At 67.6% G+C, this 14,697-nt stretch carries 9 protein-coding genes and 1 pseudogene; 7 read left to right on the forward strand and 3 right to left on the reverse strand.

What is annotated here, in order from left to right; translation table 11 throughout:
• From HG800_RS23280 to HG800_RS23295, 4 genes and pseudogenes are all read left to right on the forward strand, one after another.
• Positions 1-964 (forward strand): annotated as a pseudogene (locus HG800_RS23280) (hypothetical protein); the annotation flags it as partial.
• Positions 965-1,150: 186 nt separating this feature from the next.
• Positions 1,151-1,813 carry an HAD-IB family phosphatase gene (locus HG800_RS23285; protein ID WP_169980081.1) on the forward strand — a complete coding sequence of 221 codons (663 nt, stop codon included), beginning with the start codon at positions 1,151-1,153 and terminating at the stop codon, positions 1,811-1,813.
• On the forward strand, positions 1,810-2,865 hold the full coding sequence (locus HG800_RS23290; protein ID WP_169980083.1) for an iron-containing alcohol dehydrogenase family protein: 1,056 nt from the start codon (positions 1,810-1,812) through the stop codon (positions 2,863-2,865). The genes HG800_RS23285 and HG800_RS23290 overlap by 4 nt, the downstream gene beginning before the upstream one ends.
• A gap of 268 nt (positions 2,866-3,133) precedes the next feature.
• The gene (locus HG800_RS23295) at positions 3,134-4,318 is read left to right on the forward strand and encodes a WD40 repeat domain-containing protein (RefSeq protein ID WP_169980085.1); all 1,185 of its coding nucleotides are present in this window, start codon (positions 3,134-3,136) and stop codon (positions 4,316-4,318) included.
• Between the two features lie 226 nt (positions 4,319-4,544).
• On the opposite strand, the gene HG800_RS23300 is transcribed toward HG800_RS23295, so the two are convergent.
• The 3 genes from HG800_RS23300 to HG800_RS23310 all read right to left on the reverse strand — a co-directional run bounded on the left by HG800_RS23300 (position 4,545) and on the right by HG800_RS23310 (position 10,442).
• The gene (locus HG800_RS23300) at positions 4,545-8,411 is read right to left on the reverse strand and encodes a WD40 repeat domain-containing serine/threonine protein kinase (RefSeq protein WP_169980087.1); all 3,867 of its coding nucleotides are present in this window, start codon (positions 8,409-8,411) and stop codon (positions 4,545-4,547) included.
• 142 nt (positions 8,412-8,553) lie between these two features.
• Positions 8,554-9,216 (reverse strand): sigma-70 family RNA polymerase sigma factor, encoded by a 663-nt coding sequence (locus HG800_RS23305; RefSeq protein ID WP_169980089.1) that lies wholly within the window; start codon positions 9,214-9,216, stop codon positions 8,554-8,556.
• 455 nt (positions 9,217-9,671) lie between these two features.
• Entirely contained in the window at positions 9,672-10,442 is a 771-nt protein-coding gene (locus tag HG800_RS23310; protein ID WP_169980091.1) for a PEP-CTERM sorting domain-containing protein, read from the reverse strand.
• Between the two features lie 1,554 nt (positions 10,443-11,996).
• Here HG800_RS23310 and HG800_RS23315 point away from each other — a divergent pair.
• The 3 genes from HG800_RS23315 to HG800_RS23325 all read left to right on the forward strand — a co-directional run bounded on the left by HG800_RS23315 (position 11,997) and on the right by HG800_RS23325 (position 14,686).
• On the forward strand, positions 11,997-13,091 hold the full coding sequence (locus HG800_RS23315) for a DUF1559 domain-containing protein (protein ID WP_169980093.1): 1,095 nt from the start codon (positions 11,997-11,999) through the stop codon (positions 13,089-13,091).
• Positions 13,092-13,382: 291 nt separating this feature from the next.
• Complete coding sequence (locus HG800_RS23320; protein ID WP_169980095.1) at positions 13,383-13,592, forward strand: hypothetical protein; 210 nt, start codon at positions 13,383-13,385, stop codon at positions 13,590-13,592.
• A 194-nt stretch (positions 13,593-13,786) separates the two neighbouring features.
• Positions 13,787-14,686: a LamG domain-containing protein gene (locus HG800_RS23325; RefSeq protein WP_169980097.1), complete on the forward strand. Its 900-nt coding sequence runs from the start codon at positions 13,787-13,789 to the stop codon at positions 14,684-14,686.
• Positions 14,687-14,697 lie beyond the last annotated feature (11 nt).

Consider the following 14,697-nt stretch of genomic DNA (forward strand, 5'->3'; position numbering starts at 1 on the left):
AGCCGCCATCGAATATGTGCGCTATTTGCGCTGTGTCGATGCCGAAGAAGCGCGCTTGAAGCCCGGCCTCCACCAGGCCCTCCGCGACTGGCGCGAGCGGAAACAGCACGCCGTCCGACGCCGCGCCCAGGATCTCAAACACGATCCCGAAACCGTCATCACCGAATTGCATGAAAGCGCCTTTGGTATTGACTGGATGCTCCGCCACTGGCGCACCTTGCACACCCTCCTCGTCTCCGGCCGAGGCTGGACCGGACGCGACCTGATCACCGCCCTGCACCTGCTCGGCCACCCGGCGACCTCCCCGACCGACCCGACCGGTGAACCCGCCCTCGTCTGGTCCCTCGCCGCCGCCGCCTTCCCGAAAGTGGTCCAACCCGCCACCGCCACCCCCGGCGACCCCTCCGCCGCCGATCGCCTCCGATCCTTCGTCGACCACCAGATCGCCCGCCTCGAAACCCTCCGCCCGATCGTCTGGGACGACGTCGACCGCCCCGAGGCCGACGCCATCGAGGTCGCCGCCCTGATCGACACCAGCAAGGACGGCCAGCTCTGCCACCGCTACCGCCGCGACGCCTTCCGCGACTTCCACAAATCCCTCAACGCCCTGACCCGCCTCCGCTCCGAACGCTCGAAGACCTTCGCCCGCGAGGCGAAGCTCATGGACGCCTCCCGCTCCCAGCACTCCGACCGCCCCGCCTACGTCCCGCCTCCTCCCCCCGATTCCCGAAACGAACCCCCGTTCAACCCGGCGACCTCGCCCGACGATCGCCATAACCCAAAGCCAAAAAGCGAGATCCGAAACGCAACCCCCGGAGCCTTCTCCTCCCCCGACCAGCGCACCGAAGGGCGCACCAACGAGCGCACCGAGGCCGATCGAACTGCTCCCGCCCCCCCTCCAACCGCTCCGAGCCCCCCGCAAGCTCCCCCTTCCAGACGGACGACCGCCCCGGACCCCGCGTGACCTGACCGCCGACCTCCCCATCCCCCCGCCTTCGGGCCGGATCAACTCCCGGCCGGCGATCGTCCTCCGCGCCGATCCTCCGAGGCGATTCGGTTGCATCCCGGTGCCCCCCTCGGCCATCCTGGGGCGATCGCCCCGCCGCCACTCGGGGCCGACCTTCCCGCGGCTTGCATCGGAGGATACCTCGTGCGATACCCCTCGGTCCTCGTCACCGACTTCGACGGAACCCTCACCACCCACGACTATTACAAGCTCGTCCGCGACCGCCTCGTCCCCGACGACACCCCCGACTACTGGGCCCTCTACCGCAACGGCCAGCTCTCCCACTTCGAGGCGCTTCGGGCCTACTTCGCCGCCGCCCGCCCCGACGAAGCCACCCACCTCGCCCTCGTCGATTCGATGGAGATCGACCCGAACCTGGCCGCTTCGGTGGCCGCGCTCAACGACCAGGGCTGGAAGGTGGTGGTCGTCTCCAGCGGCTGCCAGTGGTACATCGACCGCCTGCTCCGTCAGGCCGGGGTCAACCTTGAGGTCCACGCCAACCCCGGCGCCCTCGAAGCGGGCCGCCTGGCCATGCACTGGCCGACCGACACCCTCTACCCCTCGAAGCAGACCGGCGTCGAGAAATCGGCCGTCGTCCGGGCCTTCCTCGAAGAAGGCCGCACCGTCGCCTACGCCGGAGACGGCTCGACCGACGTCGAGCCGTCCTTGCTTGTCCCCGCCGATCGCCGCTTCGCCCGCGCCGACCTGGCCGACGGCCTCCGCGAGCACGGCGAGTCCTTCCGCCCCTTCGAACGCTGGTCCGAGGTGGCCCACGCCCTGCTTGCCTCCACCGGGGAGTCCTCATGAGCGGCGGACGCACTCAGGTCGGCATCCCAACCTTCGTCCGGATCAAGCCCGGCGCGCTCGATCGCCTCGGCCTCTACGCGAGCCGCCACGCGCATCGCCGGATCGCCCTGATCGTCAGCGAAGGGCTTCCGGCCGCGATCGTCGCCCGAGCCGAAGACGCCCTGAAGGCCGAAGGGGCGACGGCCGTCCATCGGATCGACGCCGGCGAGGCCAGCTTCGAGGCCGCCTCGGACCTCTTCGCCGCCTTGCCCCGAGACGCCGATGCCCTCATCGGCCTCGGCGGCGGCAAGGCGCTCGACGTGGCCAAGTACGTCGCCTTCCTCGTCGGCAAGCCGAGCTACGCCGTCCCCACCTCGCTGTCGAACGACGGCTTCTGCTCCCCCCAGTCCAGCCTCACCCTGCGCGGCGATCGCCGATCCTTGCCTGCCGCCTTGCCGTTCGCGGTCGTCGTCGATACGACCGTCTGCCTCGGCGCTCCTCGGCCCCTCTGGTGGTCCGGCGTCGGCGACCTCGCTGCCAAGGTCACGGCCGTGAAGGACTGGAAGCTCTCCTACCACGCCACCGGCGAGCCGGTCGACGACTTCGCCGCCTTGCTCTCCGACGCCACCGTCTCCCAGTTCTTCGCCCGACCCACCCACGACGACGAGGGGATGCGACTGCTCGGCACCGCCCTGATGCTCAACGGCATCGCGATGGCCGTCTGCGGATCGTCTCGCCCCGCCAGCGGCGCCGAGCACCTGATCTCGCACGCCCTCGACGCCGGTTCCCAACGCCCCCGCCTGCACGGCCTTCAGGTCGGCGTCGCCACCTACCTCGTCAGCCGATTGCAAGGCGAAGGGACCGCCCGCATCGCCGACGCCTTCGACCGCACCGGCTTCTGGGACGGCATCCGCGCCGATCCGTTCGTCACCTCCGAGTGGCTCGACGCCGTGCGCCGCGCCCCCCGCATTAACCCCGGCCGCTATACCATCCTTTCCTCGCGCGACTGCCTCGCCGAGGTTCGCGACCTCATCGCCACCGACGACCGCCTCAAACCCTGCTTCATCCCGTGATCCGGCCAATCGCTGTTCACCGTCCTGTCCGAGATGTCGTATGAAGAGAGAGACAGACCGACAGACGAACATCCCCCGGCCTTGACATCCAGGACTCGAAGCACTCATGGCCGCCGATCCCAGGAAAGACGCCTTGGTTTGGCTTCGAAACCGATCACACGCGAGAATTTCCCAAAGATCCCGGTCCTCTTGAACGTATTCACCACAGTGAAACGGGCCGATTGGTGCGGCCCTGAAGGAGAAACTCCAGGGAACTCCAAGGTGGCTGATGCGCGTTGCAATCCTCCCAAGTCTGACGACGGCTCTGATGGCCCTGGCAATCGCTCCGGCCTTGGCCCTCGGTGATGAGGTCAACGACACGGCCGGCGCCCGTTATCGTGAAGCGATTCAAGAGGCGAGCCAGGCCATCGCCGAGGGGAACCCAGACCGGGTCCTCGACCTGCTCGACGTGACCGACCCCGCGCTCCGCGGGTTCGAGTTCGAGGCCCTCGATCGCGCCGCCCGGTTCGGTCAGCAAGGTGGGTCGGGCCTGGCGATCGATCGCGTTGCCACCCCCGAGGGCGTCCAGGCCCGATACGGCCGACTCAACCCGGTGACGCTCGACGTCGCCTTCATCTGCGCCGACGGCACGATCCGGGTCCGCCCCTTGAGGAACCCCGACGCGCCGTTCCGAGTCGTCGAGGCCTCGACCGATCGCCTCTGGTCCGGGGCCTTCAGCCTCGACGGCTCGACCTTCGCCGCCGGAGACGAGCAAGGAACCGTCACCGTCTGGAACGCAACGACCTGGGAGCAAGTCGCCTCAGCTTCGGTCGGCAATCGACCCGTCCGGGAACTGGCCGTCGCTCCCGACGGCTCGGCCTTCGCCGCCGAGGGGGAAACATCGATGGTCCTCTGGGATGTTCACGCCAACCGCAAGATCGGCGACGTCGGCGAGCGGTATAACTTCGGCGAAGGAATCGCCTTCAGCCCCGACGGCCGGCTCGTCGCCTCGGGAGGAATGTTTGACGTGCTCCTGTTCGACGCAAAGACGGCCGAGCCGGTCCGATCGTTCGAGCACGCCTCCTACACCATGACCCTCGCCTTCGGCCCCGACGCTTCCCGAATCGCCAGCGCGACCCGAGGCAACATCTCCCGCCTACTGGCGGTCTTCGAGGTCGAGTCCGGCCGCAAGCGCTTCGATCGCCAGCCGGCTGAGAAGTATGTGCTTGGCATCGCCTTCAGCCCCAACGGCCGCCGCCTGGCCGCGACCGGATGCGACAACGCCCTCTTGATCCTCGATGCTGACTCGGGAGCCGAGATCGTCCGCTGGCCGCGATCAGTTTGCGGTAATCTGCCGACCTTCTCGGCCGACGGCCGCGTTCTTGCCTGGTCCGAGCCGGGAGGACTCATGGTCATCGACCTCGACACCACGCCCGACCCCGACCGCGCCCCGGAGCCGGTCCCGGCCCCATGAGCCTCGCCCGAATTACGTTAAAACTTTGGCCATGTCAGCATAAGTCGATCTGTAGACGGGGCCCGCTTCGGCAAATCCCGGACCGAGGGCGGGCCCTGCCCGTTCGATCGCGATGCCTGGCCTCCTGCCCGTGAACCCATCGATCGATTGCGGTGCCCGGCCTCCGATCCTCGGCGCCCGGGGGGTGTCCTTCCGGACCCCGGGCGGGGGAGCCGGGCCGGGTCCGTTACCAGTCGAGGTGCAGCGCGGCCAGTTCCGAGCGAAGCGCGTGCAGGTCCCAGACCTCGACCACGCGGTCCTCGGGCGATCGGAAGTCGAGGCTGGCCAGGTGGCGGCCGTCGGGGCTGAAGGTCAGGCCGAGGATCGGATCGCGACGCCGAGGGAGCCGCAGCAACCGGCGAGGGGAGGGATTGCGGAGGTCGCCCAGTTCCCAGAGGTTCAAGACCCCGCCACCGTCGCCAATCGCCAGCAATCGGCCATCGGGGCTGAATGCGACGGAGAGCGTCCAGCGGGTCGCGCTCGGGTCGGGCGATGGGAACTCGGCGACGACCGTCCAGGAGTCGGTGGTGATCAACCGGGCATCACCGGCCTCGCCCCCCAGCACCAGCAGGCGGCCGTCGGGGCTCAGGGCGAGACTGCGGCACAACTCGAATTCGGGCAAGGCGATCGGCTTGGGCCGGTTCCCCTCGCCATCGATCGCCCAGGCGTGCAGGTCGCCCCGATCGAGGAAGTAGAGGGTCAGGCCGTCGGGGCTGAGCACGGTCGTCGGCTGGAACGGTTCTCGGGGAACGCTCGGCTGGGCGCGATCGCCTCGGCCCGAGAGTTCCAATCGGTTCAAGGTGCCCGGTCCGCCGCGGTCGTCGGCCCTCCAGAGCCAGAACTCGAAGGGGGGCCTCCAGGAGCCTCGGGAGCGCCCCGAGCCCGAGCCGTCTCGATCGCCGTCCCGATCGCGGCGGGACGCCTCTTCCAGGCGGAGGTCGAACTCGCGGAGCACCAGCGCGGTCCGGCCGTCGGCCGACTGTGCCATCAGGCGGAGGCCGCTGGTGGGGGCCGTCGCATCGGTCTGAGGGGGCCACGGGGTTCCGTCGATCGGCTCGGAGGCGTCGGGCGAGGCGAAGCGGGCGAGGCCCTCGGGACCGAAGGCAAGCACCCGGCCCTCGGGGTCGAAGGCCAGGGCCGCGGACTGTCCTTCCTCCCGTTCCCAGGGTCGGGCTCGGGTCGGGCAGTGGTCGGGATGCCAGACGCGCGGGGCGTCATGGTGCAGGGGGAGCAGCATCAGCCCATCGGGGCCGAAGCTAGGCAAGCGGGTCGGCTCGTCGGTGGGAATCTCGAAGCCGACCCGGCCGATCGGCTCGACGATCGACCAGACCTCGGTCGTTGGTCCCGAGGCCACCAGCAGGGTCCGGCCATCCGCAAAGGCAACATCCTGCACCCAGGTCGCCGTCGGAATCGAGGCGACCGGCGCATTGGCCGCCGGGTCCCAGATCTCGACCCCGGTGGTCCGGCCCGCCGTGACCAGCAGCCGGCCGCTCGGGCTGAACCGGAGCATCCGGACGAACCCTTCGCTCAGGCCGGGCAACGGCACGGCCGGCGACCCGGACCAGGGGTCCACCTCCCAAAGCTGCACCCGGCCATCTCCGGCCGCGGCGATCAGGCCTCCCGGCCCGACCGTCAAGGCCGTCAGGCCGATCCCGGTGTCGAAGCCGGACAGCCGGCCGCCGTCGTCGGCATCGAAGATCACCAGGCGCGTCTCCGGAGCCGTCCGACCGACGACCACCGTCTTGCCCTCCGGGTCGAACTCGACCAGCGGCCAGGGGGGAATCCGAAAGCCGGGCTCGAAGGTGATCTCGTCGAGCGTTGCCAGGGGAGCGGGAGAGGCGTCGATGTCCCAGAGGCGAACCCGAAGGCCGACGGTCGACACGCGCGACCCGCGGCCCGACCGACCCGAGTCGTCGTCCGATGCCTCGCCGTTCTCCGACCCCTCGGCCGGGGGGCGAGGAATCGCCTCAATCGTCACGAGCCGATGGCCCTGCCTCGGAGCGAGCAGGCCGAGCACCTCGGCGCCATCGAGATCCAGCGGCCGAACCGACCCGCTATCCGGATCCACGAGCAAAATGCCCGTTCCCTCGGGGTTCAGCACCGCGATCGACGGGCCAACGACCGCCAGGTGCGGTCCCCAGGCTCCTCGTCGAGGGGAGCCCGATGGCCTCGACTCCTCGTCCCCTTCGGCCTCGGCTCGGACCCGGGGCAGGCGAAGGGGAATCGTCAACAGGGCAATCCGGTCATTGGGATCCCAGAGGGTGAGGGTCTCGCCATCCTCGCTCAGCACGGCCAGGTGATGGGGGGTATCGTCCTCGGACTCGACGAGGGAGACGAGGCCGCGGACCCGGCCGGTCGCCAGGCTCGGCCGGTCCTCGACATCCCGAGCGGCCAGCAGTTCCAGGGCCTCGTCGCGCAGCGCCACCCGCATCGATTCCTCGGGGGCCAGCGCGGCGGCCTCGCGGAGCTTCGCCCGCCCTTCGTCGCGGCGGCGGGGCATGGTCGAGGCCCGCAAGACCGGCAACTGGCTGAGCAGCTCGCCGGCTCGGGCCACCTGTTCGGCCCGCGTCGCGTCCCGCTGTTTTTCCAGGGCCGCGGCCAGTTCGCGCTGAAAGACCAGGGCCCGGTCTCGTTCATTGGCAACCCGGACGTAGGCGACGGTCGCGGTGATGAGGATGGCCGCGGCGGCGATCGTGGTGATGATCGACGCGGTCGGGTGCCGCTGGACGAGCCGCCAGGTGCGGCCGATGGGGCTGATTCGGCGGGCCTCGACCGGCTCGAAGTTGAGAAAGCGGCCGAGGTCGTCGGCCAGCTCGGCGGCCGATTCGTAGCGGTCGCCCGGGCGCTTGCTCATGGCCTTCAGGACGATCGTTTCCAGGTCGCGAGGCAGGCGACGGGCGAAGCGTCGCAGCGGGGGCGGGTCGCGGTCGACGATCTGGCGGACCAGCTCGGCAGAGGTCTGGCCGTCGAACGGCGGGCGGAGGGTCAACAGTTCGTAGAGGGTAGCCCCCAGGCTGTAGACGTCGGTGGCCGGGCCGATCGGTCGGCCGTCGGCCTGCTCGGGGCTCATGTAGCGAGGGGTGCCGACCGGGCCGTCTCCTCGGGTCTGCCCAGGGTCTTCGAGGCGGCGGGCGAGGCCGAAGTCGGCGACCCAGACGATCCCCCGAGCGTCGACCAGGAGGTTCGACGGCTTCACGTCGCGGTGGATGATCCCCCGCCGATGGGCGTAGGCCAGCGCCTCAGCCGCCTGCTTGCCGACGCGGGCGACCCATCGGTAATACTCCGAGCCGGTCGGGGGGACGAACGCGGGGGGGCGGTCGTCGATCCGAGACGGATCGGCCGCGAGCCGGACCCGTCTCGACCACGATCCGGGCGTGTCGCCGCCGGCCGTCTGGCTGGGCAGCGACAGCAGGCCGGAGCCGACGCTGTCGTCTCGGGCCGCTGTAGACTCGTTGCGGTCGGTCGGCATCGGGCTGCGACCGCTCGGCGAACCGGAGGCGGTCATCCGGTCCCTCCGCAAGACGCGCAAGACCCGGTCGAGCCCGCTCCCCTCGATCCGCTGCATCGCGTAGTAGCAAAGACCGCCGACCTGGCCCACGTCGAAGACCGGCACGATGTGGGTGTGGTGCAGCCCCGCGGCCGTCTTCGCCTCGTTCAGGAATCGCCGACGGCCCGACGACCCCGGCGCGGCATGGCCGCCGAGGATCTTCAAGGCCACCGGCCGATCGAGATCCACGTGAACCGCCTCGTAGACGACCCCCATGCCCCCTCGACCCAGTTCCCGGACGATCCGGTACCCAGCCACCCGGTAGCCGGCGGCCAGGCGGCTCGACCCGACGCCGCCGGGACCGGTCCCTGATCCGACGAGCCCCTGAACCAGGGCCAGGCCATCGAGGGCTTCGCGCAGCTCGTCGGCCAGGTCCGGGTACGACTGGACGAAGGCGTCGGGCTCGGGAGCCCGGCCTGCCTCGGCCAGCTCCAGATACGCCTCGATCGCCTCGCCGAGGCGTTCGTCCCGGTCACTGGCTTCGGTCCCTGCGTGCTGCAACGCCATGATGGGCCCTCAAAGGAGCGGAGATCGACGGGTCAAAGCGGTTGGCCGTTGAGGGGACGTGGCCGCGATCCGATGGCGAAAGGAGAAGGAGGCGGAACCTCCTTGCACTTCTTCAAGCGTTCTTCAGGCCCGGCTCGGCCCCTCAATCTTCTTCGAACCGCAAGGAACCGCCCGGCGGGCCTTCAAGGGTCTGCTTCAGGCGCTTGAGCCCCTTGGCCCAGAGGCCTCGGACGACCTTGCGGCCCACGCCCATCTGCTCGCCGATGGCTTCGAACGACTGATTTTCGGCGTGATAGCGCCAGAGGACCTCGGCCTCGGCCTCGGGCAGGTCGGTCAGCGCGTCGGCGAGCAGGACGATCAGCTCGCGACGGCTGGCCTGTTCGCTCGGGCTGGTCTGGCTCAGGGCGAGCACGTCGAGCAACCGCCCGCCATCACCACCTCCGGAGGGTAATCCGCCCCCTTCGGCGTCCCAGGGAGCATCGAGCGGCATGGCCTTCACATCGCCGATCCGCTTGGCTCGGCTGTGGTAGCGGCCCAGATCGGCCAGCTTTTGCCCGACCAGTCGCCGCAGCCAGCCGACCAGCGCCGCCTCGTTTTGCCCGGTGAACGAGGGGAACTGGCGGACGACCTCGACCAAGGTCTCCTGAACCACGTCGGACAGCTCGACCCGCTCTCGGAGCCTCGGCCCCATGCCCGATCGGACCACCATGCGCAGGTAGTTCCGGTAGAGGTTGCACAGTTCTCCCAGCGCTTCGGTCCGTCCGGATCGGGCCTCAGCCATCAGTTCGGTCGGTCCGGAAGTCATCGGCAGTGGCCTCCGCGCGGGAATGCCGGTCAGGCTCGTGTTCAACCGTGGCGATGGTGGGAGGTTGGGGTGGCTTCGGTCGAGCCGAGCCCCGCTGGCCGTCGCGATGCCCTCGCATTGCTCAACGGGGGGCACGATGGCCTCAGCCACCGCGATCATTCATTCGTAGCAGGTCGCCTTGAGGATCGACCGAACCGAACCGGACGCCTCCCCTCGGTGGTGATCAATCGCCCGGCCGAGCACGCGGTCCTCCTTACGAATTCGTTCTTTCATCATGATCGGCGCCGAACCGCCCCACGACAAGCCCAGACGAGGGGGCGTGGGGCCGTCCTGGAGATTGAACCCCGGCCCGTTCGATCCGGATCGGGGCGCAACGCAAGACGCCCCCCGCCGGAAGACCGGCGGAGGGCGTCGGGGGTTGTGTGTCTGACTGGGCTCGATCGCGAGGGATCGGCTCAGGCGTCCTTGCGGGCGAGGGCCCGGCGACGCAGGCCCAGGCCACCGGCCAGGGCGACAAGGAAGACGGCGATCGAGGCCGGCTCAGGAATTTGCACGGCTTCGATGCGGCCCTGGATGCTCGTCCGGCCACCGTTGGTGGTGAACGGAGCGATATCGACCGGGTCGATCTTGGTGATGGTGACGATGAAGTCGTCAACCTGGAACGTGGGCAGGTTCGCCGGGTCGAGGTTGAACGTCGCGGTGACGTTCGACTGGGTCTCGCCGGTGATCGTGCCGTTGAGCAGGCCATCGATGAAGATCGGGGTCTGGTTGAGGCTCGGCACCTGTCCGTTGACCTCGCCGACGGTCATCGCCAGGGTGAACGGGGTGTCGGTGTAGGTCGTCGAGACGTTGGCGCCGAGGTCGGGCAAGACCTGGAACTCGCCGAAGCTGACGTTCGACGGGGTGCGGACGGTTTGCTGGATGATCCCGTTGTAGTTCAACAGGTTGCCGCCCGAGATGGTCGACGTATCGTTGAAGGTTCCCGAGCTGCTGAACTTCAGCAAGGGGCTTGCCGGGGTCGTTTCGACGACGGGAGCGGAAACCGGCTCGGCTTCCGTTTCCGTGGCTTCGACGACGCTGGTGGTGCTGATCAGCTCGTCCGCATCCTGGGTCTGAACCACCGAATCGATCTCGTCGGCCGAGACCACGGGACCCAATCCCAGGAAGCCGAGAGCCAGGGCCATACCCGCCAGTCGCAGCCCGGCCCAGCCTTGAATCGTGTGCATCCTTCCCTCCTGAATCATCGAAGTTCGCCGCCCCTCCGGAGCGACGGGACCGGGCTTCCACCGAGCATCGGTGGCTGCCCCGGCCTCGGAATCGTGGCCAGACCTCCGGGACCCCCGGCCCGATCCGCCCCGCAGACGACCGCCATCGCGGCCGCCTCGGCCGGAGCGATCGGGGCTAAATCGTTGGCCCGCGAACCGAAGCCCCGGGGAAATCCCCCGAGCCCGGGTCACGTCCTCGCCCCCCTGACCGATGGTCGGTGGAGGAACGATCGGACCAGAGCCTCTCTTTGCGAGCGAAGGCGACCGTGCCGCGCCCGTTGCAATCTCTTGGCGGGTCAATCGAGTGTGACGAAGCTGCAGTCGAGATCGAGCCATCTTCACCGGCCTCCCTGCCGGCCCGAGTCGATGGATCGTCGAGTCCGTTCGCGACGCTCCGAGAAGGTGGAGTTCCGAAACCGGGGCGGAGAATACTGGAGGCCCCCGGGACTGTCCACCTCAAGTTTTCGAATTCTTGGCGATTCGACTGAAGTTCTTCCCGGGACTCGCCGAAGTGCCGCACACGCCCTCCGCCTTCAGCCCGCCCGGCACGATCCCGGGAACGCCATCCCGAGTCAATTCCCGACAGAATGCTGAAGCCCCGGTTCGACCTCGGGGCTCATCCCATCCAAGGACCTCGGACCGACTCTCTGGCGATAACCCCCAAGCCTGAAGTGCTTTGCGAGAATGAACTCTCATTTTCTGGCCAGGGAGAGGTTCTTTTTTTTCAACACACCCGAAAAACAGCGAAGGCAATCCATTTTTCTTCTTGAATCGTTCACTGCCCACTTGATTCGGAAGGCCAAGGATCGCTATGACAGAAGACCGTTGAGTGAGATCGAGCCCCTTCATGCATCTGCATGCAATGCTTCACTCGGCAAAAACTTGAGACACGAGCGGACCCTTCTCCCGACTGCTCGTGGTAGCGTTCGATTGAAACGAAACACAATCCGTCGCAGGGGAGCCAATCATTCACGGAACACAATTCCGGCAGAATGCTGCCGAGTTGTTTTGCGTGAAGATTCAAATCAGGCCCAGGCCGGAGCGATTCGTTTCTCGTCGCGATCACTCTCAGCCTCCTCAACCAACGTCGGTGGAGTGAGGCACGTTCTCAATTGAGGGTTTTGCCTGTCGGAGAGGCGTCGGATCGGACCTTGCGGGGATTGGTCGTACGGTCTCTTCCCATCGGTAATTCGTTCGAGACCACGCTTCCGAACCGTGACCTCTGGGCGGTTCATTGTAAGATGAAAACGCCCGAGACTACGCCGCAACGCGCAGAGTGGGAATGGTTGCTTGCTCCAATTCCGCTCAACGCGTGTGGTCGTCATTTGCAGGATCGAAAGGTTCGCGATGCTTTTGGTTCTGTCAAGTGTTTCGCATCACACGCCCTTTTCTTGCACTCCGCCCTGAGAGGGAAGGCATTTTTTTCTTCGAAGCCGGTGCTGTCTTCCCGACACCCGTTCCATCTTTTTTTTACATCTGCCGGCAGTCCCTTCTCGATACTCCCGGAGCTTCTCAATGAATCGTCCTCCTCGATCCCGCCGTGGCCCGCGTCGCGGCTTTACGCTGATCGAATTGCTCGTCGTTATCGCGATCATCGGCGTTCTGATTGCTCTGTTGCTTCCGGCCGTGCAGAGTGCTCGCGAGGCGGCTCGTCGCGCCCAGTGCACGAACAACATGAAGCAGATGGCCCTGGCCGCCCACAACTACGTCGATTCCTGGCAGCGGCTCCCCTCCGGCATGCGCTGGGGGTGGATTCCGGGACGCCCCGGCTGGGTGACGTCGTTGCACGGGCCGATGCCGGGCTTCCTGCCTTACGTTGAGCAGACGGCCCTGGCCAACGCCATCAACTACGACCTCAACATGTTCGACCCGGTGAACCTGACGATCCACGGCACGAGCGTCTCGACCTTCGCCTGCCCGAGCGATCCGACGGCCACTGAACTGAGCGTTCATAACTCGACCGCCTACCCGCGGATGGCCCATACCAGCTACGCCGGCAACGGCGGTCTGTGGCCGAGCAACACCTACTCGCTGCCGCCGACCGCCGGCTTCCCGAGCGGCCTGGTTCACCCGCAGTTCGGCCGCGTTCGGGCCAACTCGCTGGGCATCTTCTCCGTGCATAGCGAGACGACCTTCGCCGAGATCAAGGACGGCCTGAGCAACACCATCATGTTCATGGAGCATGCCAACGGCATTCTGGCCGAGCGCACCCCCGCCGAGAACGGCGACTGGGGCTGGTGGACCTCGGGCGCTTACGGTGACACCCAGATCACCGCGATGTACCCGATCAACGCCCACAAGAAGATGCCGCGCTTCGCTCCGGCCAACGCCTGGGCCGACGCCCACATCATGGCCGCCAGCAGCTTCCACCCCGGCGGCGCGAATTTCGCCATGGCCGACGGCTCGGTGAAGTTCATCAAGGAAACGATCGACACCTGGGCGATCGACCAGACCACCCAGTTGCCCGTCGGCCTGACGACCCAGACCAACGGCTCGGCCTTCTGGGCGACGACCTACGAGGTGGCTGATCCGACGATCTTCCGGTCGGGTGTCTACCAGGCCCTGTCCACCAAGAACCGCGGCGAGGTCATCAGCGCCGACCAGTTCTAAGCTCAACAGGTCTGACCCGGCCAGGTCGGTGACTCGTCGGGAATGCGAGATCGCATCCCTCGTTTCGACCTGACCGGTCAGGCGATTCCGCTTGCCTGGTCTTCTGGACGACGATTATGCCCCGCTCGGGTCGGACCACAACCGATCCAAGCGGGGTTCTCTTGCTTGAATTCGGGGCCCACGGACGGCCAACGTTGTTTGCCTGCATTGATTGACTGAGAGGAGCGTCCATTGTTCTCACGCACTGATCGAAGCCAACCCGCCGTTGGCCCGCGTTGGACCGTTGCCGGGATGTTCGGAATCGTCGGGATCGCGGCCTGCCTGCTGGCGGCCGGGTGCTCGGGAGGAGAGACGGCCTCCTCCACTGCGGTCGACGGAGATGATGCCGGCCTGGTCGACCTTCCGGCCGAAGAGGAAGTCAAGTCTTCCGCCCCGAGCGTCAACGCGGCCACTCCCGGTGGCAAGGGGCCACGAGGCGCGGCCGCACCGCCGACCCCCTGAGTTAGTGGCGGCCGATGGGGAGCGAACCAGCCTGGCTCCTTGTCCCCAAGGCCCTTGCGGGCGATACTCGGCCGATCCCGCCTCGCTTCGGCGCGCATGAACGCGTGAAACGGGGTGGGATCGGAGACGGTTTCGATCCCTGGGAATCTGCAGACACCGTCGCTCAACCTTGCCGATCAACGAAGGATGGCACGATGATGGAATTGCGCCGCCTGACCTCTGGCCTCGTGCTGCTCGTGGTGGTCCTGGCCGGGCCGAGTCGTGCCGGAGCGGCGGAGCAAGGGCTGCCGGAAGGGCTCGCCACGTCGTTGACCTTCGCGGCGACCTTCGACCAGGGCTTCGATGCCGACGTGGCACAGGGCGATCCCACCTTCTTTTCCGCCGCGACGGCCGCGAGGGAAACCCCGGTGGCCGGGCCGGACGGCCCCGGCATTGATCGCATTGCCGAGGGAGGTCGATCGGGCGGGGCCTTGCGATTCACCCAGGAGAACCGGCGGGTCCACTTCTTCCGCGTCGAAGATAACTTGCCGTTCGAAGGTCCCGACGGTGACGGCTGGTCGGGCTCGATCTCCTACTTCCTCAACCTCGACCCCGAGTCGGAACTGCCGCCGGCCTACGTGGACCCGATCCAGATCACCCAGAAGGCCTGGAACGACGCGGCCATCTGGAACGACTTCACCAAGGACGATCGCCCCCGCGTCTTCCGGCTCGGCGTGCTGGCCGACCTCAAGGTCTGGAATCCGGAAAATGCAGACTTCGACGCCTTGCCCCCCTCTGAGAAGCCGGTCGTCCCCGTGACCGACACCCCTTTCGCCAAGGGCCGCTGGACGCACATCGTCATCACCTTCGATCACTTCAACACCGGACGGACGGACGGCGAGGCCCGGCTTTACCTCGACGGCGAGCTGCAAGGGGCCGTCTCGGGCTGGAACCAGCGCTTCTCGTGGGACCCGAGCCAGGCGGTCATCTTCCTTGGCCTCGGTTACGCGGGTCTGATGGACGACCTGATGATCTTCGACCGCTCGCTTTCGGCCGACGAGGTCCGGCAGTTGACCGAGGCCGCCGCTTCCGGCTCTCCCCTGCTGACCCCCTGACCGACGGCCGT

Origin of the sequence: Tautonia rosea, assembly GCF_012958305.1 — a bacterium.
GTDB lineage: Bacteria > Planctomycetota > Planctomycetia > Isosphaerales > Isosphaeraceae > Tautonia > Tautonia rosea.

Bases quoted from the DNA above. Each gene is read 5' to 3' on its own strand.
- HG800_RS23290 (WP_169980083.1), top strand. From the start codon at position 1,810: ATGAGCGGCGGACGCACTCAGGTCGGCATCCCAACCTTCGTCCGGATC.
- HG800_RS23295 (WP_169980085.1), top strand. From the start codon at position 3,134: ATGCGCGTTGCAATCCTCCCAAGTCTGACGACGGCTCTGATGGCCCTG.
- HG800_RS23300 (WP_169980087.1), bottom strand. From the start codon at position 8,411: ATGGCGTTGCAGCACGCAGGGACCGAAGCCAGTGACCGGGACGAACGC.
- HG800_RS23305 (WP_169980089.1), bottom strand. From the start codon at position 9,216: ATGACTTCCGGACCGACCGAACTGATGGCTGAGGCCCGATCCGGACGG.
- HG800_RS23310 (WP_169980091.1), bottom strand. From the start codon at position 10,442: ATGCACACGATTCAAGGCTGGGCCGGGCTGCGACTGGCGGGTATGGCC.
- HG800_RS23315 (WP_169980093.1), top strand. From the start codon at position 11,997: ATGAATCGTCCTCCTCGATCCCGCCGTGGCCCGCGTCGCGGCTTTACG.
- HG800_RS23320 (WP_169980095.1), top strand. From the start codon at position 13,383: ATGTTCGGAATCGTCGGGATCGCGGCCTGCCTGCTGGCGGCCGGGTGC.
- HG800_RS23325 (WP_169980097.1), top strand. From the start codon at position 13,787: ATGATGGAATTGCGCCGCCTGACCTCTGGCCTCGTGCTGCTCGTGGTG.